Origin of the sequence: Melittangium boletus DSM 14713 (assembly GCF_002305855.1) — a bacterium.
GTDB classification, from domain to species: domain Bacteria; phylum Myxococcota; class Myxococcia; order Myxococcales; family Myxococcaceae; genus Cystobacter; species Cystobacter boletus.
Map to the genome: position 1 here is coordinate 4,445,303 of NZ_CP022163.1, position 20,845 is coordinate 4,466,147.

General features: G+C 67.1%; 12 protein-coding genes. 9 read left to right on the forward strand and 3 right to left on the reverse strand.

What is annotated here, in order from left to right:
- The first annotated feature begins 52 nt into the window (after window positions 1-52).
- Window positions 53-1,480 carry a hypothetical protein gene (locus tag MEBOL_RS41270; protein ID WP_218920925.1) on the forward strand — a complete coding sequence of 476 codons (1,428 nt, stop codon included), beginning with the start codon at window positions 53-55 and terminating at the stop codon, window positions 1,478-1,480.
- Between the two features lie 136 nt (window positions 1,481-1,616).
- Window positions 1,617-3,731 carry a peptidoglycan-binding domain-containing protein gene (locus MEBOL_RS18810; RefSeq protein WP_157775203.1) on the forward strand — a complete coding sequence of 705 codons (2,115 nt, stop codon included), beginning with the start codon at window positions 1,617-1,619 and terminating at the stop codon, window positions 3,729-3,731.
- 49 nt (window positions 3,732-3,780) lie between these two features.
- Here the strand turns inward: MEBOL_RS18810 and MEBOL_RS18815 are convergent, their stop codons facing one another.
- Complete coding sequence (locus MEBOL_RS18815) at window positions 3,781-4,173, reverse strand: DUF779 domain-containing protein (protein WP_095978733.1); 393 nt, start codon at window positions 4,171-4,173, stop codon at window positions 3,781-3,783.
- Entirely contained in the window at window positions 4,173-5,702 is a 1,530-nt protein-coding gene (gene adh / locus MEBOL_RS18820) for an aldehyde dehydrogenase (RefSeq protein WP_095978734.1), read from the reverse strand. Before adh ends, MEBOL_RS18815 begins: the two co-directional genes overlap by 1 nt.
- Window positions 5,703-5,984: 282 nt before the next feature.
- Between adh and MEBOL_RS18825 the strand changes: the two genes are divergently transcribed.
- From MEBOL_RS18825 to MEBOL_RS18855, 7 genes are all read left to right on the forward strand, one after another.
- A complete protein-coding gene (locus MEBOL_RS18825; protein WP_095978735.1) occupies window positions 5,985-7,235 on the forward strand; it encodes a putative DNA modification/repair radical SAM protein in 1,251 nt (416 codons plus the stop codon).
- On the forward strand, window positions 7,235-8,635 hold the full coding sequence (locus MEBOL_RS18830; protein WP_095978736.1) for a UdgX family uracil-DNA binding protein: 1,401 nt from the start codon (window positions 7,235-7,237) through the stop codon (window positions 8,633-8,635). The genes MEBOL_RS18825 and MEBOL_RS18830 overlap by 1 nt, the downstream gene beginning before the upstream one ends.
- 263 nt (window positions 8,636-8,898) lie before the next feature.
- A complete protein-coding gene (locus tag MEBOL_RS18835; RefSeq protein ID WP_095978737.1) occupies window positions 8,899-10,071 on the forward strand; it encodes a zinc-dependent alcohol dehydrogenase in 1,173 nt (390 codons plus the stop codon).
- Between the two features lie 56 nt (window positions 10,072-10,127).
- Window positions 10,128-10,739: a hypothetical protein gene (locus MEBOL_RS18840; RefSeq protein WP_095978738.1), complete on the forward strand. Its 612-nt coding sequence runs from the start codon at window positions 10,128-10,130 to the stop codon at window positions 10,737-10,739.
- Between the two features lie 69 nt (window positions 10,740-10,808).
- Window positions 10,809-13,757, forward strand: coding sequence for a DEAD/DEAH box helicase (locus tag MEBOL_RS18845; RefSeq protein ID WP_095978739.1), 2,949 nt, complete (start codon window positions 10,809-10,811; stop codon window positions 13,755-13,757).
- 84 nt (window positions 13,758-13,841) lie between these two features.
- Window positions 13,842-19,577 (forward strand): RHS repeat-associated core domain-containing protein, encoded by a 5,736-nt coding sequence (locus tag MEBOL_RS18850; protein WP_095978740.1) that lies wholly within the window; start codon window positions 13,842-13,844, stop codon window positions 19,575-19,577.
- On the forward strand, window positions 19,574-19,972 hold the full coding sequence (locus tag MEBOL_RS18855) for a hypothetical protein (RefSeq protein WP_157775206.1): 399 nt from the start codon (window positions 19,574-19,576) through the stop codon (window positions 19,970-19,972). Before MEBOL_RS18850 ends, MEBOL_RS18855 begins: the two co-directional genes overlap by 4 nt.
- Here MEBOL_RS18855 and MEBOL_RS18860 read toward each other — a convergent pair.
- The gene (locus tag MEBOL_RS18860; RefSeq protein WP_157775210.1) at window positions 19,969-20,178 is read right to left on the reverse strand and encodes a hypothetical protein; all 210 of its coding nucleotides are present in this window, start codon (window positions 20,176-20,178) and stop codon (window positions 19,969-19,971) included. The two genes, MEBOL_RS18855 and MEBOL_RS18860, sit on opposite strands and share 4 nt — an antisense overlap.
- Window positions 20,179-20,845 lie beyond the last annotated feature (667 nt).

Sequence of the window (20,845 nt, forward strand, 5' to 3'; positions counted from 1 at the left end):
TGCCGCCGGAGCAGGATGGCACCCTTTCTTCCCCGCCACGGGCGGGAGGGGCGTGGATGTGAAGACGTGGACGATGAACGGACGCTGGCTGGCGGCATGGCTCGCCTTGCCACTCACGGGGTGCGCGCTGGGCGGTGTTCGCCAGGTGAAGGTGGACGCGCTGGGCCCCTATGACGACGCGCGGGGCGTGGAGGTCGAGGTGAAGGGCGAGGTGCCCGATGCGCTCAAGCAGCCGCTCCAGACGTCCTTCCAGGGCGCGGTGGAGGGCCGGGCCCAGCGGCCCGTGGACGCGCGAGGGGCTCCCCTGCGCGTGGAGGTGCGCGTGCTGGAAGCCGTCACGCCCGAGTCCTCGCCCACCTCCGACACGGAGCGCGTCGCCGAGCGGGCGCGCACGGCCTTCGGCCTCACGGCGTTCGAGAAGTCGAGCGGACGGCTCGCGCTGGAGGGCGTGTTGCTGGCGCCCGGGGAGGACAAGCCCCTGGGCCTCGTGCGGTGGGAGTCAGCGGGGACTCCGGAGACGCTGGCGGCGCGCGGCGGCCGCGAGGCGGGCGAGGCCCTGGGCCAGCGGATGGCCCGGCGGCGCGATGAGTTCGTCAACCGGCGGGCGGCGGACGAGCGGCTGTTCCTCACGCCCACGGCGCTCACGTTGGAGCCCGGCGAGCTGGTGCTGAGCAATGACGAGCTGTTGCTCTTCCGGCTGGGCGTGGGCCTGGGCCGGCGCGTGCAGGTGGACATGTGGGGCGGGGCGCTGCCCATTCCGGCGGCCGGAGGCGTGCCGCTCTTCCTCATCCACGCGGCGGGAGGCGCGGGCGCGGCGGGAATCGGCGTCCTGGGCACGTTCGACCTGGGCCTCAAGGTGAAGGTGCTCGAGGAGTCGCGCTACGTGCCGGGCCTGGCCGTCTCCTATGACTTCCTCAATGTCTTCGCGGGAGCGATTGGCGGCGGGGGCGTGGTGATCGCCGGCAATGGGGTGTTGGTGGAGGGCGCGGCGGGCGCGGCGGGCGCCAACCTCCAGTTCAACCTCTTCAGCCTCGTGGCGGCCAAGCACTTCGGGGACTTCCAGCTCACGGCGGGGGCGTACCTGCTCGACAACCACCACCTCATCCCCCAGGGCGCGGCCGTCGTGGTGGGCGCGGGGGGCAACGTGGAGGACGGCAACGGTGGCATTGCCGATGGACAGCGTCTGCCGCGCCTGCCGACCTATGTGCAAGGTTTCGTCGGGGCCCAGTACGTGCTCGGGCCCCACAGCGAGCTGGCGGCCGAGTTCCTCCCGCGCGCGCCCTTCGAGCAGTCCATTCTCACCACGGGGGTGCGTTGGTTGGTGGGGGGCTCGGAGCCGCGAGGGCCGCTGGCGGCGGATCGGCTGCGCGTGCGGTTGGACCTGGCGGCGCTCTGGGTCTACCTGCCCCAGACGCCCGAGGGCAATGGGGGTCACCCCTTCCCCCTGCCCTGGGTGGGCGTGGGTCTGTACAAGCTCTGAGCTGCTCCGGTCGGCTTCCCATATGCAGGCAGAAGCCGATTATCCTTACAGAGCGGGTTTGGTGTGTGATCCCCGTTTCAGACAAACTCCCCACCGAGGTTTGACGCACTCCGAGTGCGTCAATAAGGTCTGGTGCATGGGGAATAAAAACCAGACCAACGACGTGGGGCCTCTCATCTCGCGACTCGTCGATGCTGGCATCAATCCAGCCCTCCTGGAGGCCTTCTGCCGCATGGAGCACCTGGATGACGACCTGTCTCCTCAATTCCTCAAGCAGGCCGTCGACGCCCTGGACGCGGCGAGCAGATCCCTGGGGGTCGTGTTCGACTTGTTGTTCAGGGAGAGCAAGATCGCCCTGCTGGATTTCGTCCTGGCGATCGGCATCGACACCTTCTCGCGGTTGATGATGATGGGGTCGGCGGTGAAGGATGAGGGCGTGCTGCTCAAGAGCCTCGGACAGGGAGCCTTGACGCTGCCAGGCAAGGACGGCGCGGAACGGACCGGCCGGATCCTCGAGTCGATGGCCAGGGATCGGCTGGTATTCAAGGAACAAGAGATCAACCAACTTCGCGAGGGTGACCTTCGACTGGGGTTGGGGAGCCGCGGTCCCGCGGTGCGGTATGTCCAGAAACTGCTCCAGGTCGGCCGCCGGATTCTCGAGCCGAAGCAGAAGACGTGGTTCCCACGCGAATCGAAATTTGGTTCGAACACGGTCGATGCGCTCAAGTCCTTCCAGACCTCGATGAAGAAGGTCGCCACGGGCGTTCTGGATGGGGACACGCTGGCGCTCCTCGAGATCGGACCCATTGAAAAGGCGAGCAAGCGCGCCCTTCCCGATTCGGCTCCGCCCTCTCCCGACAAGGACTCCGCTTGGGCTGGGCTCATCGACAACAAGAAGTTCTGGGTCAACCTGGGCTATGCCGACTTCGATGCCTTCATGGCGTTCTACACGCAGTTGCAAGTGGACGGTAGCCAGGTGGGTGTCGATGATTTGAAAAGCCTCAAGTACATCCTCGGGCCCATCCAAAAGGAAAACGAGGAGACCTTTGCCCAGACTCGGGTTCGTCTGGAGGGGTACAAGAAAAAAAGCATCATCTTCGCCAGGCGGTTGTGGAGCGGGAGTTTCCTGGGAAAGACGGCCTTCCTCCCGTTCGCCGTGGGAGGGGGCTACCTCGTCTATTCAATGGGACGCCGGTTGGTGAACGGTACGGCCACGGAGTGGGATGAAAAGGCCCTGGGTGTCACCAATTCCCTGCTTGAAAAAGTCAGTTACAAAAGTCCGCTCCCGAGGGCCGGAGGTCTGCCCACGCAGGCGAATGAGGTCCAGCTGCAGGTGAGGATGAAGAGTTCGGGCAATCTCTTCACCGATCCATCGGCGAAGGAGTTCACTGGGTTGGGAGTGGGCGTCGCCGTGTCGGGAGAATGGTTCAATCATCGGCGGATCGCTCCCAATGCAGACAAGACGGCCTTGATGGCCAACGGCTTCGACGATGGGTGCCTGTGGTTCTGTGCGATGACTTGTGCGCACTACACCACCTACGAGCTGCGTGACCTGCTTCTGCGTCAGCGGCTCTCCCCGGATCTGTTGGTCAAGGACGTCCATTCCAAGGAACAGAAGCTGGTCCGGATTGGAGACATCCCTGGTGTGGGAGCGAGCCTCTATTCCAAGACGAACAGGATGTCCGCGAAGCTGGGCGGGTCCATGAATCAAAGCTGGGAGCCGACCTCGGGGAGCAACCTCTATCGGTTGGGAGCCGAGTCCCGGCTCTCGGTGGGATCCGCCTCCCTGTCCCTGAACGCGAGTGGCACGCAGGCGGTCGCCGAGGAGCCCTCCCAGCCTCACGAGTACATCAGGGGACTCGTGACGGAGCTGGGAGGTGAACTGCGGTACAAATTCTCGACGGGACCGAATACCTCCACGCGCACCAACACCTTGGACGCCTCGGTGAAGGTCAATGGCTCGCGGAGGGATTTCCCACTCGACCCACTGGACTCCCGCAAGCTGGTCACCGCGGCGGGGTTGGAGTGGAACGCGGTCCACCAGGATGAGTACTCGATGAAGATGGCGCTGTCTGGCGCCTACACCCTCAACGAGACCCACCCGACGGGGACGACCTCCCATCCCGAGGCCAGGTTCAAGCTGCAGTCCACGGGGCGGAGGTTCACCGTGACCGCGGATGCGATCTGGAAACCGGGGAGCACCGAGGCGGATTGGTCCTGGACGGTCCGCTTCGTCTACCACTTCCACTGAGTGGGCCGAGCCGGGGCCCTTTTCCTCCCCGGCTCGGAACCTGGGTTGCTCAGCTCGGCTGGGGCCCTCGCGGAGGCGGCCCCTCGTGCTTCAACGCCTCGTACTCCTCATCCGTGAAGACCCGTGAGCGGATGAGGAAGCGCACCCCCTCGGGCGCTTCCACGGAGAAGCCACTGCCCCGCCCCTTCACCACGTCCACGGTGAGGTGCGTGTGCTGCCAGTACTCGAACTGGGCGCCGCCCATATAGAACGGCGTGTCCACGATGGTGCCCAGGTACACGTCCTCCTGGCCCAGCTTGAAGTCCCCGCGCGGGTAGCACATGGGCGCGCTGCCATCACAACACCCCCCGGACTGATGGAACATCAGGGGGCCGTGAATGCCTTGCAGCTTGCGCAGCAGGTCCTCGGCGACGGGCGTGACGGTGACGCGCTCGATGGTCATTAGAAGAAACCCATGGGCTTGGGGTCGTAGCTGACGAGCATGTTCTTCGTCTGCTGGTAGTGCGAGAGCATCATCTTGTGCGTCTCGCGGCCGATGCCCGACTGCTTGTAGCCGCCGAACGCCGCGTGCGCCGGGTAGAGGTGGTAGCAGTTCACCCACACGCGGCCCGCCTGGATGGCGCGGCCCATGCGGTAGGCGGTGTTGGTGTCGCGCGACCACACACCCGCGCCCAGGCCATAGAGCGTGTCATTGGCGAGTGCCAGCGCGTCGTCCAGGTCCTTGAACTTCGCCACCGACACCACCGGGCCGAAGATCTCCTCCTGGAAGACGCGCATGCGGTTGTGGCCCTCGAAGATGGTGGGCTCCACGTAGTAGCCCTCCGAGAGCGCCCCGGACAGGCGCGCGCGCTGGCCGCCGAGCAGCACCTTGGCGCCCTCCTGCTTGCCGATGTCGATGTACGAGAGGATCTTCTCCAACTGATCGTTGGAGGCCTGCGCGCCAATCTGCGTCGCCGTGTCGAGCGGGTTGCCCTGGACGATCTTCTTGGTGCGCGCGATGGCCTTCTGCATGAACTCCTCGTACATGCTCTCCTGGACGAGCGCGCGCGAGGGGCAGGTACACACCTCGCCCTGGTTGAGCGCGAACATGGAGAAGCCCTCGAGCACCTTCTGGGCGAAGTCGTCGTCCTTGGAGAACACGTCCGCGAAGAAGACGTTGGGCGACTTGCCGCCCAGCTCCAGCGTCACCGGGATGAGGTTCTCGCTCGCGTACTGCATGATGAGGCGGCCCGTGGTCGTCTCACCCGTGAAGGCGATCTTCGCGATGCGCTTGTTGCTCGCGAGCGGCTTGCCGGCCTCGATGCCAAAGCCATTCACGATGTTGAGCACGCCGGGGGGCAACAGGTCGCCCACCAGCTCGGCGAACTTGAGGATGGTGACGGGCGTCTGCTCGGCGGGCTTGAGGACGATGCAATTGCCGGCGGCGAGCGCGGGCGCCATCTTCCACGCCGCCATGAGCAGGGGGAAGTTCCAGGGGATGATCTGCCCCACCACGCCGAGCGGCTCGTGGAAGTGGTAGGCGACGGTGTGCTCGTCGAGCTCCGACAGGCTGCCCTCCTGGGCGCGCAGGCAGCCGGCGAAGTAGCGGAAATGGTCGATGGCGAGCGGCAGGTCCGCGGCGAGCGTTTCACGGACGGGCTTGCCGTTGTCCCACGTCTCGGAGACGGCGAGCATTTCCAGGTTCGCCTGCATCCGGTCGGCGATCTTCAGGAGGATGTCCGCGCGGGCGGTGGGCGAGGTGCGGCCCCAGGGGCCCTTGGCCTTGTGGGCGGCGTCGAGCGCCTTCTCCACGTCCTCGGCGGTGGAGCGGGGGACCTCGCAGAAGGGCCGGCCGGTGACGGGGCTGATGTTCTCGAAATACTGTCCCTTTACGGGCGGAACGAACTCCCCTCCAATGTAGTTGCCATACCGCGGCAGGTACTGAACCTTGCTGCCCTTCTGACCCGGCGCTTCATAGACAGTCGACGACATGCGAACCTCGGGGGTGGGGGTGCGGTCATGAGGGAAGACATACAGACAATGATGTGCAAGTCCCCCTCTGGCGCGGCATGAAAGCACCCGCTCGCCTGCCGTGCAAGCTGCCCAGGCGAGGGGATTGCTGGCTGACTCGTTCAAGACGCGGTGCGTTGAGCCCGTGTCTGGATGATCCCCCGGAGACCCGCCGGGCACTCACCAACAATACTTCGTTTTCGAGGGAAAAGCTGGGAGTGCTCCATGGCGTCCCACGTCGGTGGGGGTGGTTAGACTTCGCCCATGGATGTGCGCAAGAAGCTGGAAATCCTCGCCGATGCCGCCAAGTACGACGCCTCGTGTTCGAGCAGTGGTGGCAAACGCAAGGCTTCAAAAGAGGGCCTGGGCAGCGTGGAGGGCATGGGCATCTGCCACAGCTACACGCCGGATGGCCGATGTGTGTCCTTGCTGAAGATATTGCTCACCAATTTCTGCATCTACGATTGCCAGTATTGCATCAACCGCATCTCCAGCGACACGGCCCGGGCACGCTTCACACCCGCGGAGGTGGTGCAACTCACGCTCGACTTCTACAAGCGCAACTACATCGAGGGCCTGTTCCTCAGCTCCGGCGTCATCAAGAGCCCGGACTACACGATGGAGCAGCTCATCGAGGTGGCGCGCACCCTGCGCGAGGTACACGGCTTCCAGGGCTACATCCACCTCAAGGCGGTACCGGGCGCGTCCAAGGAACTCATCGACGAGGCGGGGCGGCACGCGGACCGCCTGAGCGCCAACATCGAGCTGCCCACGGAAGGCGACTTGAAGAAGCTCGCGCCGGAGAAGAGCTTCGCCGTCACCGGCGAGACGATGAAGGAGATCTCCACGCGCGTGGAGCAGGCGAAGGCCGAGCGCGAGGAGAGCCCCAAGGCCCCGAAGTTCGCCCCCGCGGGCCAGAGCACGCAGATGATCGTCGGCGCCACGCCCACGCCGGACGCGGCCATCCTCGACACGGCGAGCCGGCTGTACACACGCTTCAAGCTCAAGCGGGTGTACTACTCGGCCTACAGCCCCATTCCGCTCGTGGACGCGCGGCTGCCGGCGAAGTCCCCGCCGCTCGTGCGCGAGCACCGGCTGTACCAGGCGGATTGGCTCCTGCGCTTCTATGGCTTCCGGGTGGATGAGCTCGCGCCGCCCGAGCACCCGGACTTGTCCCTGGAGCTGGACCCCAAGCTCGCGTGGGCGCTGCGCCGCCGCGAGTCATTCCCCGTGGACGTGAACCGGGCCCCGCGCGAGAGCCTGTTGCGCGTGCCGGGCATGGGCGTGCGCACGGTGGACCGGCTGCTGCGCATCCGCCGGTGGCACCGCATTACCCTCGCGGACCTGGCGCGGCTGCGGGTGCCCCTCACGCGCGTGAAGCCCTTCATCGTGACGGCGGACCACCGGCCCACGCTGCTCTTGGATTCGTCCCGGCTCGTCGAGAAGGTGAAGCCCGCGCCCACGCAGTTGTCCCTGTTCACCGCCGCCCAGGAAGCGCGCTCGGGAGAACTCTGATGCGGGTGGAGGTGGCGGACCTGACGTCCTTCCGCGAGGCGGCGCGGGGCCTGCTCGTGCGCGGCGTGTCGCCGGACCAGGTGCTCTTCTCCGAGGAACGGGAGCGGCAGTCCTCGCTCCTGACGGTGGACGCGCCGCCTCGGAGCGCTCCCGTGGCGGGGCTGTCCGTGCCCCCGGCCTTCCTGGACCTGGCGGAGCGGGTGGCCTGCCACCGCGCGCCCGAGCGCTGGGGCTCCCTGTACCGGGTGCTGTGGCGGCTCACCCACGGCGAGCGGAAGTTGCTGGAGGTGGTGAGCGACGAGGACGTGTACCGCCTGCACACGCTCGCCAAGGCCGTGCAGCGCGATGCGCACAAGATGAAGGCCTTCGTGCGTTTCCGGAAGGTGGAGCGGGAGGGCGAGGAGTACTTCATCGCGTGGCATCGGCCGGATCACCTCATCGTGCGCCACGTGGCGCCCTTCTTCGCGCGGCGTTTTCCCTCCATGCGCTGGAGCATCCTCACCCCGGACGCGAGCGTGTCGTGGGACCTGGAAAAGCTCTCCTATGGGCCCGGCGTGCCGCGCTCGGAGGCTCCAGAGGGGGATGCCTTGGAGGAGATGTGGAGCACGTACTACGCCTCCACCTTCAACCCGGCACGGCTCAACGTGCGGGCCATGCGCGCGGAGATGCCCCAGAAGCACTGGGCGACGCTGCCCGAGGCCCGGCTGATTCCGGAGCTGGTGCGCGGCGCGCCCGAGCGCACGGCGAGGATGGTGCGTCCGCGCATCGAGGTGTCCGACGCGAGCCTCTACCTGCCCGAGCACCGGGATCTCGCCTCGCTCGCCCGGGCGGCGCAGGGGTGCAAGGCGTGTCCCCTGCACGAGCGCGCCACGCGGACGGTCTTCGGCGAGGGGCCCGTGGGGGCGCGGGTGATGCTGGTGGGGGAGCAGCCCGGAGACACCGAGGACCGGGAGGGGCGGCCCTTCATCGGCCCGGCGGGGCAACTCCTGGATGACGTGCTCGCGCAAGTGGGATTGAACCGCCAGGAACTCTACGTCACCAACGCGGTGAAACACTTCGGGTGGATGGGGGACGAGAAGCAGCGGCTGCACGCCAAACCTGGCCGGCGCGAGGTGCTCGCGTGCAAGGCATGGCTGGAGGCCGAGGTCGCGCAGGTGAAGCCGAGGATGATTGTCTGTCTGGGCGCCACGGCGGCGCAGTCCTTCCTGGGCCCGGGCTTTCGCATCAACCTGAGCCGGGGGCAGGTGTTCGAGACGCCGTGGGCTCCGGCTTGGATGGCGACGTTCCACCCCTCGGCGCTCTTGCGCATGCCGGACGAACGGGCTCGCGCGCAGGCCCGATCGCACTTCGAGGCGGATTTGCGCAAGGTGGCGGAGACCGTGCGGGCCGCCATGGAGTGAAGCGGATTCGGCCGGATATGAACGGAGGGGGCTACGTCGCGCCCGCCATACGGGGGAGTGTCCTTCCTCGCTCGGGGGGGAAGCGTCCATCCTTCCCAATAGGTCTGGGTTTTCTCCTTCTTGTCAGGCGTCTAACGCAACCGAGCAGGGAGGCTCTGGACACGACGGTCGTTGCCCGTGTCGTCCGAGTGCACACCTCTAGCCCAGCGTGTCGGGCGGTGGGCCGTTCTGGCCCTCGTTCCGAGACAAGGACAGGGGAGCACATGAAAGCGCTTTGCTGGCACGGCAAGAACGACGTCCGCGTGGATACGGTCGTGGATCCGAGGATCCAGCATCCTCGCGATGCCATCATCAAGGTGACGACCACGGCCATTTGCGGTTCCGACCTGCACCTCATGGATGGCTTCATGCCGACCATGAAGTCCGGCGATGTCCTGGGCCATGAGTTCATGGGCGAGGTCGTCGAGGTGGGCTCGGGCGTCATGAACCTCAAGGTCGGCGACCGGGTCGTCGTTCCGTTCACCATCTCCTGTGGCGAGTGTTTCTTCTGTCAGAAGGGCCTGTTCTCCTGTTGCGACACCTCCAATCCGAACTGGGAGATCGCGGCGAAGGCGATGGGGCAATCTCCCGCGGGCATGTTTGGCTATTCGCACATGCTCGGTGGATTCGCGGGCGGTCAGGCCGAATACGTGCGAGTGCCCTTCGCCGACGTGGGCCCGTTGAAGGTCCCCTCGGGGCTCAAGGATGAGCAGGTGCTCTTCCTGTCCGACATCTACCCCACGGGCTACATGGCGGCGGAGAACTGTGGCATCGAGCAGGGCGACACCGTGGCGGTATGGGGCTGTGGTCCCGTGGGCCAGTTCGCCATCAAGAGCGCCTGGATGCTGGGCGCCGGGCGGGTCATCGCCATCGACCGCGTGCCCGAGCGCCTGCGAATGGCGGAGGCGTCGGGCAAGGCGGAGACGCTCAACTTCGACAACGTGGACGTTCACGACCGGCTGTTGCGGATGACCAAGGGCCGGGGTCCGGATCGCTGCATCGACGCGGTGGGCACCGAGGCCCACTCGACGGGCAGCCTCGACGCGGTGGTGGACACGGTCAAGGTGGCCGCCCACCTGGGCACGGATCGCCCGCACGTGCTGCGTCAGGCCATCATGGCGTGCCGCAAGGGGGGCACCGTTTCCATCCCGGGTGTGTACGTGGGGTTGCTCGACAAGATTCCGTTCGGCGCGGCCATGAACAAGGGACTGACCATGAAGATGGGTCAGACGCACGTGCACCGCTACCTGAAGCCCCTGCTGGAGAAGGTGGAGACGGGCGAGATCGATCCGTCCTTCGTCATCACCCACCGCCTGAAACTGTCGGAGGCGGCCCAGGGCTACAAGATGTTCCGTGAGAAGAAGGATGAGTGCATCAAGGTCGTGATGACGCCTTGAGTCGGGGGCTCGTCGGGGGTGCATCCCGGACCCAGGGCTTGGTAGGAGTCCGGACCATGCGCCTCTCCTTCCTGCCTCTGTCCTGTCTGCTGTCGACCCTGGCGTGCACCTCTCCCTTCGGAGTGGTGCCTCCGGTCGAGTCCTCGACCACCTCCCCGTCGACGCCTCCGGAAGCACCCACCCGGAAGGCCATGGAGGCCATGCGCGCCCACAAGCCCTTCCTGGGCCGGTGGACGGGCACCCTGGAGTACCGCGACTTCACGAGCGAGGACCGGGTCTGGCTGCCCACCCGGCTCGAGGTCATTCCCAGCCGCGATGGGACATCCATGCGCTTCGTCTACCTCTACGAGGACGGGCCCATGAAGACGGTGCGGGAGGAATCCACCGTGAGCATCGACTCCACGGAGCGCACGATGACCGTCGTGTCGGGCCGGGACGGCTCGCGCTCCGTCTATCGGTTCTCGGACGACGCGAATCTCCTCGCCTTGCGTCAGAAGGGGGAGGGGGTGTTCTCCCTCTCCGGCCAGGGGGTGGAGGACGGCCAGGAGGTGGCGGTCCGCCTCAAGCTGACCGTGAATCGCGAGCGCTACCAGCTCCTGCGGGAGACCCAGTTGCCGGGAGAGGCCTTCAAGTTCCGCCACGAGTACACCTTCACCCGAGCCGGGTAGTCGACCGGCGCTCGCTCGCTCGGGAGGACCATTGCGCGGGGCGTTCGGCGGGCGTAGGGAGCACGTCCCATGTCCGCGCTCGCTCAATTGCAGGAAGCTGTTCGGAAGGAAGCCCGCCCTGGCATCTGGACCGTCGGGGTGAACCTGGCCCGCTCCGGAGCCGTCGCGCTCCAGAAGCGCACGGACAAGGAGCTCCAGCTTCGGGTGAAGGCCCCTGGACGCACCGTGGCCCTCACCGTGTCGCTCTATCCGGGAGACGACGTCTGGGAGTGTGACTGTCCGAGCCAGGTGGACCCGTGCGAGCACGTGGTGGCCGCGGCCATCGCCGTGCAGCAGGCGGAGAAGCAGGACGCGCCCATGGAGGTGGCCGCCACGCGCTGGTCCCGGGTGGTGTACCGCTTCTCGCGCGTGGAGGGCGGGTTGGAGCTCCATCGGCACATCGCCCACGCGGACGGGACGACGGAGCCCCTGGACGAGAGCCTGGCCTTGGTGCTGGCCAAACCCGCCCGCGCCGCCAAGCTCCAGGTCGAGCAGTCGGACCTGCTCGCGGACCGGCTCCTGGAGAAGCGCACCCGGGGCGCGCTGCCGCCCGAGCGTCTGGAGGCCCTGCTCAAGGTGCTGGAGCCCGCCCGCAACGTCCTGCTCGATGGGCAACCCGTGGCCGTGTCGGATGAAATCGTCTATCCGCGCGCGCTCGTGGAGGACCGGGGCGGGCAGATCGTCATCACCGTGGCGAAGGATCCGCGCATCACCGACGTGGTGAGCCCGGGCGTCGCCGTCTGCGCGGATGCGCTGGCCCGGCTGGGGGAGACCTCGGTGACGGGCGTGTGGTTGCAGAACCTGCCCAGCACGCGCTCCTACCCGGCCGAGCAGATCGGGGAGATCTCCTCGAAGGTGCTCCCGGAGCTGGCCCGGCGCATGCCCATCGACATGCGCAGCAAGCGGCTGCCGTCGATCGATCGAGACCTCAAGCCGCGCATCCTGGTGGAGTTGCAGCAGTTGGAGTCCGGCCTGTCCGTGTTCCCCACGCTCGTCTATGGCGCGCCGCCGGCGGTGCGCATCGACAACGGCCGCATGACGTACCTGCGCGGCTCGGTGCCCCTGCGGGACGAGGTGGCCGAGCAGAAGCTCATCCACCAACTGCGCGACGAGCTGAACCTGGTGCCGGGACGGCGGGTGATGGTGCAGGGCCAGGAGATGGTGCGCTGGGCGGACAAGCTGCGGCGTTGGCGGGGAGACCTGACGGGAGATGGCTCGGGCGTGGTGAGCCCGGACACGCGGCTCGTGCCGTCGCTCCGGGTGGAGTCCACCGACGCGGGGGCGGGCATGCCCGAGGTGCGCTTCACGCTCGACTTCCAGGTGGAGGGCATGAAGGGCGGCCCGAGGACGGTGGACGCGGCGGCGGTGGTGCGCGCGTGGAACGAGGGACTGGGGCTGGTGCCCCTCGAGGGCGGAGGGTGGGCGCCGCTGCCCCGGGCGTGGCTCGACAAGAATGGCGCGCGCGTCGCGGATCTGCTGGCGGCGCGGCAGGCGGATGGCAAGGTGGCGAGCTTCGCCCTGCCCGAGCTCAAGGCGCTGTGCGAGACATTGGAGCAGCCGCCGCCTCCGGGGTTGGACAAGCTGGCGCCCCTGGTCGAGGGCTTCGAGAAGCTGCCCGCGCCGGTACTGCCCGGGGACCTCACCGCCACGCCGCGCTCCTACCAGTTGCAGGGCGTGAGCTGGCTGGGCTTCCTCAAGAGCGCGGGGCTCGGCGGCATCCTGGCGGACGACATGGGTCTGGGAAAGACGCTCCAGACGATCTGCGTCCTGGGCGCGCGCTCGCTCGTCGTCTGTCCCACGAGCGTGCTGCCCAACTGGGCCGCGGAGCTCAAGCGCTTCCGCCCCTCGCTCAAGGTGAACGTGTACCACGGGCCCGGCCGCGCCCTGGACGAGTCCGCCGATGTGACACTCACCACGTATGCGCTGCTGCGGCTGGACTCGACGGTGCTCTCGGCGCGCACTTGGGAGACGGTGGTGCTGGACGAGGCCCAGGCCATCAAGAATCCGGAGAGCCAGGCGGCGCGCGCGGCGTTTGGCCTCAAGGCGAACTTTCGTCTGGCCTTGAGCGGCACGCCGCTGGAGAACCGGCTGGAGGAACTGTGGAGCCTCATGCACTTCACCAACCCGGGGCTGCTCGGGGCGCGCCGCCAGTTCGAGGAGAAGGTGGCCCGGCCCATCACGGACGGGCAGAAGGGCGCGGCCGAGGGGTTGCGCCGGCGCATCCGTCCCTTCGTGTTGCGCCGGCTCAAGCGCGAGGTCGCGCCGGAGTTGCCGCCGCGCACCGAGTCCGTCATGCACGTGTCGATGGATGAGCGCGAGCGCTCCGTCTACGACGCGGTGATGGCGGCGACGCGCGCGGAGGTGGTGGCGCTCCTGAACGAGGGCGGCAGCGTGCTCAAGGCGTTGGAGGCCCTGCTGCGGTTGCGCCAGGCGGCGTGCCATCCGGCGCTCGTGCCGGGACAGCGCGCGGCCAATTCGTCGAAGGTGCAGATGCTCGTGGACGCGCTCGACACGGCGGTGTCGGACGGCCACAAGGCGCTGGTGTTCTCGCAGTGGACGTCGCTGTTGGATCTCATCGAGCCGCATCTGAAGGCGGCGGGCATCGCCTTCGACCGGTTGGACGGCACGACGACGAACCGAGGGGAAATCACCGAGCGCTTCCAGGGAGAGAATGGCGCTCCGGTGCTGCTCATGTCGCTCAAGGCGGGCGGAACGGGTTTGAACCTCACGGCGGCGGACCACGTGTTCCTGATGGACCCGTGGTGGAACCCGGCGGCGGAGGCGCAGGCGGCGGACCGGGCCCACCGCATCGGACAGGAGCGGCCGGTGATGGTGTACCGGCTGGTGTCCCAGGGTACGGTGGAGGAGCGCATCCTCGGGCTCCAGGAGAAGAAGCGCGCCCTGTTCGAGGCGGCCCTGAGCGAGGCCTCGGCGGCCACGGCCATCACCCGCGACGACCTGCTGGAACTGTTCGCCTGACGGTTCGTCAGGGCCGCGGCGCGGGAGCGTTCGGGCGGAGTGATCCACTTCACAGCGCCGCCAGGGAAGACATGGTGAATTGCCATGCCTCACCCTGGCGCCGTCCTCTTCTCCCAAGCCCCTTCCGTGTCCTCCCTTCCACTCCGAATCCTGTTCCCGCTCGTGGTCTGTCTGGCCACGGCTCTCGCCGTCCCCGCCCATGCGGCCCATCCCTTCGCGGACTCCCTGATTCAGCCTCCCGGGCTGGCGGTGCCACAGCGCGGCTCGCTCGTCGGTTCACTCGCCGGGGTTGCCTTCTCCGCGTCGGACCTCAGCCGGGGGGGGTACACCCTGGAGTCTCCCTTCGCGGTTCCCTCGGACCAGGGTCCCCTGCTCGCCCCCATCTTCCCCCAGTACTCGGTGGATCAGGGCATCTCCGAGTGGGGCATGGGCTGGCAGGCCACGCTCGCGCTGACCCGCTTCCGCGCCGTGGGCTCGCTGGACTACGCCACGGATGGGCTCACGGGCCCCTGGGGTGAGCTCGTCCAAGGCACGGATGGGGATTGGTACCCGCGCGGCCTGAGCACGGGCGTGCGCGTCGCGGCCACCGCGGATGGCTTCGTGGCCTATCTGCCCGATGGCACCCGGCAGGTGTTCGGAGGCGCGGCCCGGGTCCAGAACGCGCGGGGGACTTATTCCTGGCACCTCACCGAGGTGGTGACGGCGACCGGATGGCGCACGTCCCTTGCTTACGAAGCCAACGCCTCGGGCCGTCTCTTCCTCAAGACGGTGTCCTTTGGCGGCGTGGGCAATAACACGCAGTACCAGGTGGAGTTTGTCTACGCGCCGGTTCCGGTGCCCTTCTCCGACTGGCGCTCCTCCCAGGCCCTGGTGCTCGACCGGCGCGTCCAGAAGGTGGTGGTGTCGGGCCGGAGCCATGCGTCGAGCGTGCTGCGCGAGCGCTGGCATTATGACCTCACCTATCAACAGGAAGCCCTCAGCCCGGCGTTCTTCTTGAAGGACGTCGTCCGGGTGTTCGCCTCGGGTGAGTCCGAGCCGCCCGTTCGCTACACCTACAACACGGGGACCACGCGGTTGACGTCCGCGCAGTTCCGCTACGTGCCCCAGTTCGATTCCGTGGCGGCGCAGTTGGGCTGGGATGCCCTCTACCCGACGCGCACGGCGCCCATCGACGTCAACGAGGACGGGCTGGTCGACCTCGAGCACCATGAGAGCAACGTCCTGGCGGTGCAGGGCCCCACGGGCTTCACCCTGGAGTCGCTGCCGGCCGCGAGCGGTCCCGTCCATTCGGCGTGCCGCTGGGCTCCCTCGGCCGAGAACCCCGTGCGGCACCTGATGAAGCTGCGGCCCGAGGACACGGCCTACCGGGTGCTCGATCTGCGCTACGGCGTGACGTCCTCCAGCACCACCCGGCTCACGGTGTGCGAGCGCGACGGGGTCGCCGTCCACACCGCCGAGCTGCCGGGCAATCTGGAGTCCGGGCCGAACAACCGTCTGGTGGACCTGGATGGAGATAAACGCCCGGACTTCATCGAGGTCTTCAGCGGGGGCTACCAGGTGCTGCCCAACACCAGTACGGCGGCGGGGTATTCCTTCGGGGCGCCCATCCGCCGCGCGCTCTCGCCGCAGTTCCTGCCGGAGAAGACGTGGCTGCATGACATGAATGGCGATGGGCTGCTGGACATCGTCGCGTACTTCGACCCGGGCCTGGCGGTGTGGTTCGGCCGAGGAGGACATGAGTTCGCGCCCGAGGCCGTCCTCATGTCCTTCTACGCGGATGGGGCGCTGCTGGGAGACTTGTCGAGCTACCAAATCCACTTCGTCGACGTGAACAAGGACGGCGTGTCCGATGCGCTCATCGCGCAGGACTCGCTGGTGTTCATCTTCATCAATGACGGCACGCGCTTTCGCTACATCCGGGTGCCCGCGCTGCGCACGTTGCTGGGGCTCGTCGCCAGCTACCCCATGGTGGTGGACGTGACGGGCAGCGGGGACACGGAAGTGGCGGTGGTGGAGGCCTTCCAGGGAATGACGCAGTCGGTGGCGCTCAACGCGGCGGAGACGGGGCTGCTGCGCACGGCCGACGATGGCAAGGGCACCGTGCTGAGTTTCGAGTACGGCCGGGCCCCGGCGGAAGCGGGCGTACGCCAACGCGCCACGGTGCTCAAGAAGCTGGTGGTCGACTCGTCGGGTGCGGACCCCGTGACGTACACGTACCAGTACTCCGGTGGGCGCGTGCACTCCAAGGGGCTGCACCTGCTGGGCTTCGACCAGGTGGTGCGTCAGGCCCCGTCGCTCGTCGAGCAGGTGGGGTTCATCAACGACGATACGTCCGTGGGACTCTCCGTGTCGTCGTTCGAGTCCGACGCGCGCACGCCGGGCATTGGCCGCTATTCGACCCGGAGTTTCGACCTCGTCTTCTTCCAGGGATTGCCCTGGCGGCGGCTCAAGGAGGAGCGCTCGGGGTATACGCAGCAGACAGTGGACGGGCCTCTCGTGTCGGAGGAGTTCACGGAGTACCCGGCCTATGACGACTCCGAGCTGTGCCCGTCGCGCACGGTGCGCCATACGGCGCAGGGCACGCTCACCACCGAGCGCCGGCGCGCCGTGGTGCCGGGGCTCTCGCGGCACCTGCACTGTCTGGAGGATCGGCTCATCCTCTCCGGGCAGCACCCCCAGTCCGCGTTCAACTTCCACCATGAGGCCTGGCTGACGCGCAACGCGGTGGGCCTGGTTCAGCGGGTGCAGAGCGTGGGTGAGGACGGCCTGCTCACGTTGCAGGAGGTGGTGTACCGCTCGGACTTCGCCGTGGAGAGCGTGTCGGTGCCTGGCCGCGGCACCACGTTCTTCGAGATGGAGCCCGGCAGCTTCCTGCTCCGCAAGGTGACGTCTCCGGACGGCTCCGTGGTGGAAGTGACCGAGCGCGATCCCCTCACGGACGCCATCCGCGTGCTGTCCAACCAGCACGGGCCCCAGTCCTATACGCAGTCCTTCCGCTATGACGGGCAGGAACGGCTCCAGAAGCAGTGGGACAGCCTGGGGGGCGCGACGGAGTCCAACCCGGCGCTGAGCTTCGCCTACCAATTCGCGACCGTTCAGCGGCCCGCGATGGTGAATATCACCACGCTGGTGGAGGCCCTGTCCGGAGCGCGGCGGCAATCGGTGGAGTGGAGCACGGCGGCGGGAAGGCAGGTGGCGACCGCCCAGCGCATTCCCGAGGGGTGGGCCTTCGAGGGCGTGACCACGTTCCACCCGGGTCTCCTGGAGACGCGCGACTACAACCGCCCCACGGAGCCGGCGAGCACCGTCCCGGGGACGGTCACCTACCAGCAACTGCACACGGGCTTGCAGTCCGTGGGCATCCGACGCGCCGCGGGCTTTGGCCATGAAGTGGAGGCGCTGTCCAAGCTCCACGCGGATGTGGAGCGGCAGGTGGTGTCGAGCCTCGGCCTGGACGCGGGCCTGGTGCGGAGCGAATCGCTGGAGAATGGCACCTGGCGGACCCGGGTGTGGCGTAATGGCTCGCGGGAGGTGGTGCGCCGGGAACAACCGGATGGCACCACCTACCAGTTCGAGCGGGACATGCTCGGCCGCCTGCGCGGTGTGTTGCTGCCGGATGGCAAGCACCATGGCGTCACCCATGATGCGTATGGCCGGGTGACACAGGTGACGCGCGAGGGGCTGTCCTCGATTGTCTATCACTACGCGCCCATCACCGGGCTCCTGAGCAGCCGCGTCTTCTACTCGGCCCAGGGAGTGCCCCAGCGCTCGGAGACGTGGACGTACGACGCCATCGGGCGCAGGTCAGTGGAACTGCACACGGACCTCATCCACGGGACGACCCAGAGCTACCGCTTCTTCTACGACGGAGCGCTTCCGGGCATGCCGAGCAGGCGCACGCACCTGGGCGCCCTGTCGGCGGTGCAGGGGGATGGCTACCTCAAGACGTTCGACCACCGCGCGGATGGCAAGCTCTCCCTGTTCACGTTGCGCCTGGATGGCTGGCGTACCGTGGAGTCTCAATTCCAATACGCGGCCGATGGAGAGCCGACGTGGTCGTCCACCACCGTGCGGGAGGCGGACGGCTCGGTGCTGTCCACCTCCACCACGCAACAGCGGTGGGATGCCCATGGCCGGTTGAGCGAGGTGCTGCGCAATGGCGTTTCGCTGGCCACCTTCGGCTACGACGGGAACGGTCAGGCCTCGTGGGCGTCCTTCAACACGGGTGACCAGATCCAACTCGGGTACGATCCGCTGACCCGCCGCCGGTTGTCCCTGGCGCAGACGGCGGTGGCGGGATGGAATGCCTCCTCCGCTCAGCGGCTCGACGCGCGAGGCTTCCTGGCGCGGGAGTCCCTGGTCGTCGGCGGCAAGAACCTGCTGCGGTTCTATGACTACTCGGCGCAGGGCTTCCTCACCCATGCCCAGGACGCGGAGAACGCCTACTCGTACACGTTCGACGGCGCGGGCCTCCCCCTGAGTGTCGAGGATGCGAATGGACATCGCGATCTCATCGCGGGCAGTGGCTCACTCACAGCGGGCGGCACGACGTACACCTTCGACGCGCTCGGACGCACCATCACCAAGGGGGACCTGACGTTCGAGTACGGGCCCAATGGCCACCTCGCGCGCGCCACTCGGGGCACGAGCGAGTGGGGCTACCTGTACGACGAGGCGGGTCAGCGCCTGATGAAGTTCGAGGGCGGTATCCCCGTGGCGGCCTATCTGGAGAGCGGTGGCTACCTGGACGCGAATGACCTCACCGAGCCGTTCAGATTCGCTGGGCAACTGGTGGGCCTCGTGCGGGGCGGTTCCTTCCAGTTGCTCGCCGCGGACATGAGGGGTTCGCTCATGGCGGACCAGGATGGCACGGCGCGGTTGGCCTCGCCCTTCGGTCACCGGAGCGTGCATCCGGACAATGCCGCCGTCGTGGACTACGTGCAGAAGGGCTACGACGCGGACCTGGGGCTCGTGCGCATGGGCGTGCGCGACTACGACCCGTCCATCAACCGCTTCCTCACGTCGGATCCGCTCTTCCTGGAGGAGCCGGAGCGGTGCGTGACGAGTCCCGTGGAATGCAACCTGTACGGCTACGCCCGGAACAACCCGCTGCGCTACGACGATCCCAGCGGCAAGGGGGCGAAGGAGTTCTTCCAGGGCCTGGCCATGGGGACCACCGCGGCGTTGCTCCCCGCGGGTTCTCTGTTGCCGGTGCCACAGGAGCAGCACGAGCACTTCTATGTGGGTTATGCGGCCGCCATGACGGCGGGGGGGATCGTCGAGACGATCCAAGGCATCGGGACGATGATGTCCGGTGCTGGAATGGTCGGTGGTGGTGGCGCCGCGAGCGCCACGGGTGTGGGCGCGGTCGTGGGCGTGCCGGCCGCGGCCACTGGCGTGGTGGTGATTGGGCTCGGGGCGGCGATCTCCACCGATGGCGTGGCGGATGTCCGCAAGGGCTTTGAAGTGATGCAGATGTCCAACAAGGCGGGGGCGGGGGGTGGATCGGCTCCGCAGAAGCAAGCGCCCGGACGTAATACCCAGCCCGCTGGGACGAGAACGAAGAACCGTCTGCCCGAGGGGCGCAATGGGGATGTGGGTCCCGCCGATGGCGTCCTCGAGAAACGAAATCCCCAGACCGGTGAGCTGCAACAGCAGCGCCGGTATGATTCTCAAGGCAAACCGGTGAAGGATATTGATTATGGACATGATCATGGAGCGGGAGATCCGCACGTCCATGATTGGACCTATGAATCACCTCAGGCGCCGAATCCGTCGCGGCAACCTGGGCGTCCGCTCCAGCAGGGAGAGACCTTGTGAGTGCATCTCGTCTGACCGTGCATGACTCGGAAGTGGTGGCGGTGGAGAACCACCGGGAAGCGAAGAAGCTGACGTTGCGGCTGCGGATGCCCGATGGCGCGGCCGCCTTCCTGGAGTTCCTGGGCGTGGAGGACCTGGAACTGGGGCCGTTTCGCGAGCAGAACGTCCTGCTCGACTTGTACGTCTGGTCCGCTTCGCGCGAGGGAACGCGAGAGCGGTGTCAGGAGCTGGAATTTCCGTCGACCAGCACGAGAGCCGTCCTGGCGGGTGAACTGGTCCTCTACGAGATTGATGCTTCTGTCGGCCTGGGTGGGTACGTCCTCGCGAAAAAGGCGAGGGGGGCCATCGGGCGAGAGGCCGATCCAGAAGGGCTGGTCTTCCATTTCTTCAGTTAGAGCGCCGCCAGCGCGAGGGGCACCCCCGCGAGCCTCACGGCTTCCACCCACCGCGCCCAGGGGCGTCCTTCCAGGATGCCCCCGTGCCCTCCCAGTGAGGCGAGGAACCAGGCGGTGAACGCGAGCTTCACGGGGAAGGACAGCGCTCCTCCCCGGAAGAGGAAGAGGACGGTCACGAACTGCGTCAGGATGCCCACGACCGTCATGTAGAGCTCCACCCGGCGCGGAGGGGTACACCTCGAACCGGGGACGGCCGGGTGGCACGTCCAGGTGCGCGGGCTCCACGCCGGGTGGGTGCCACTCGGAGAAGAAGCGCGCCCTGTTCGAGGCGGCCCTGAGCGGAGGCCTCCGCGGCCACGACCATCACCCGGGACGACCTGCTGGAGTTATTCGCCTGAGCAGGTGGGCAGACCTGGATTTCTCGTCTGCCCTGACTGTGCGGCATGGCTTTCTCCATGTTTGAGAGTGGAGAGATTCGACCGGTTTTTCCATTAGAAGGCTGAATCAGTTCAATAGATGAATCTCGTGTAAGTGTGAAAATTTCACACTCCAAGGGCATTCTTCTTCACCTGTGACTGCTGTATCTCCCGCGACCGTTTTGGTGATTCCCGGGGGGGAATAGGTCGGCCTCGATCAATGAGGCACTCCCTCCGTGGATGTTCGTGAGGGGGACGTTTCGTGAAACGCGGTCAGTGGTTGTGGTGGGTTGGATGTGTCCTGTGGCTCGCGGGTTGTGGTTCCGTTGATGCTACCGAGGCCGAGAATCAACCAAGTCAAAGCGAGCAATCCGTGGTGAGTTCCGCTTGTACGGCCGAGTCGCTCTCGTGGCCGACGGGAACTTCACCTGACTCGAATGCCTGCGGGGGCCCTCAG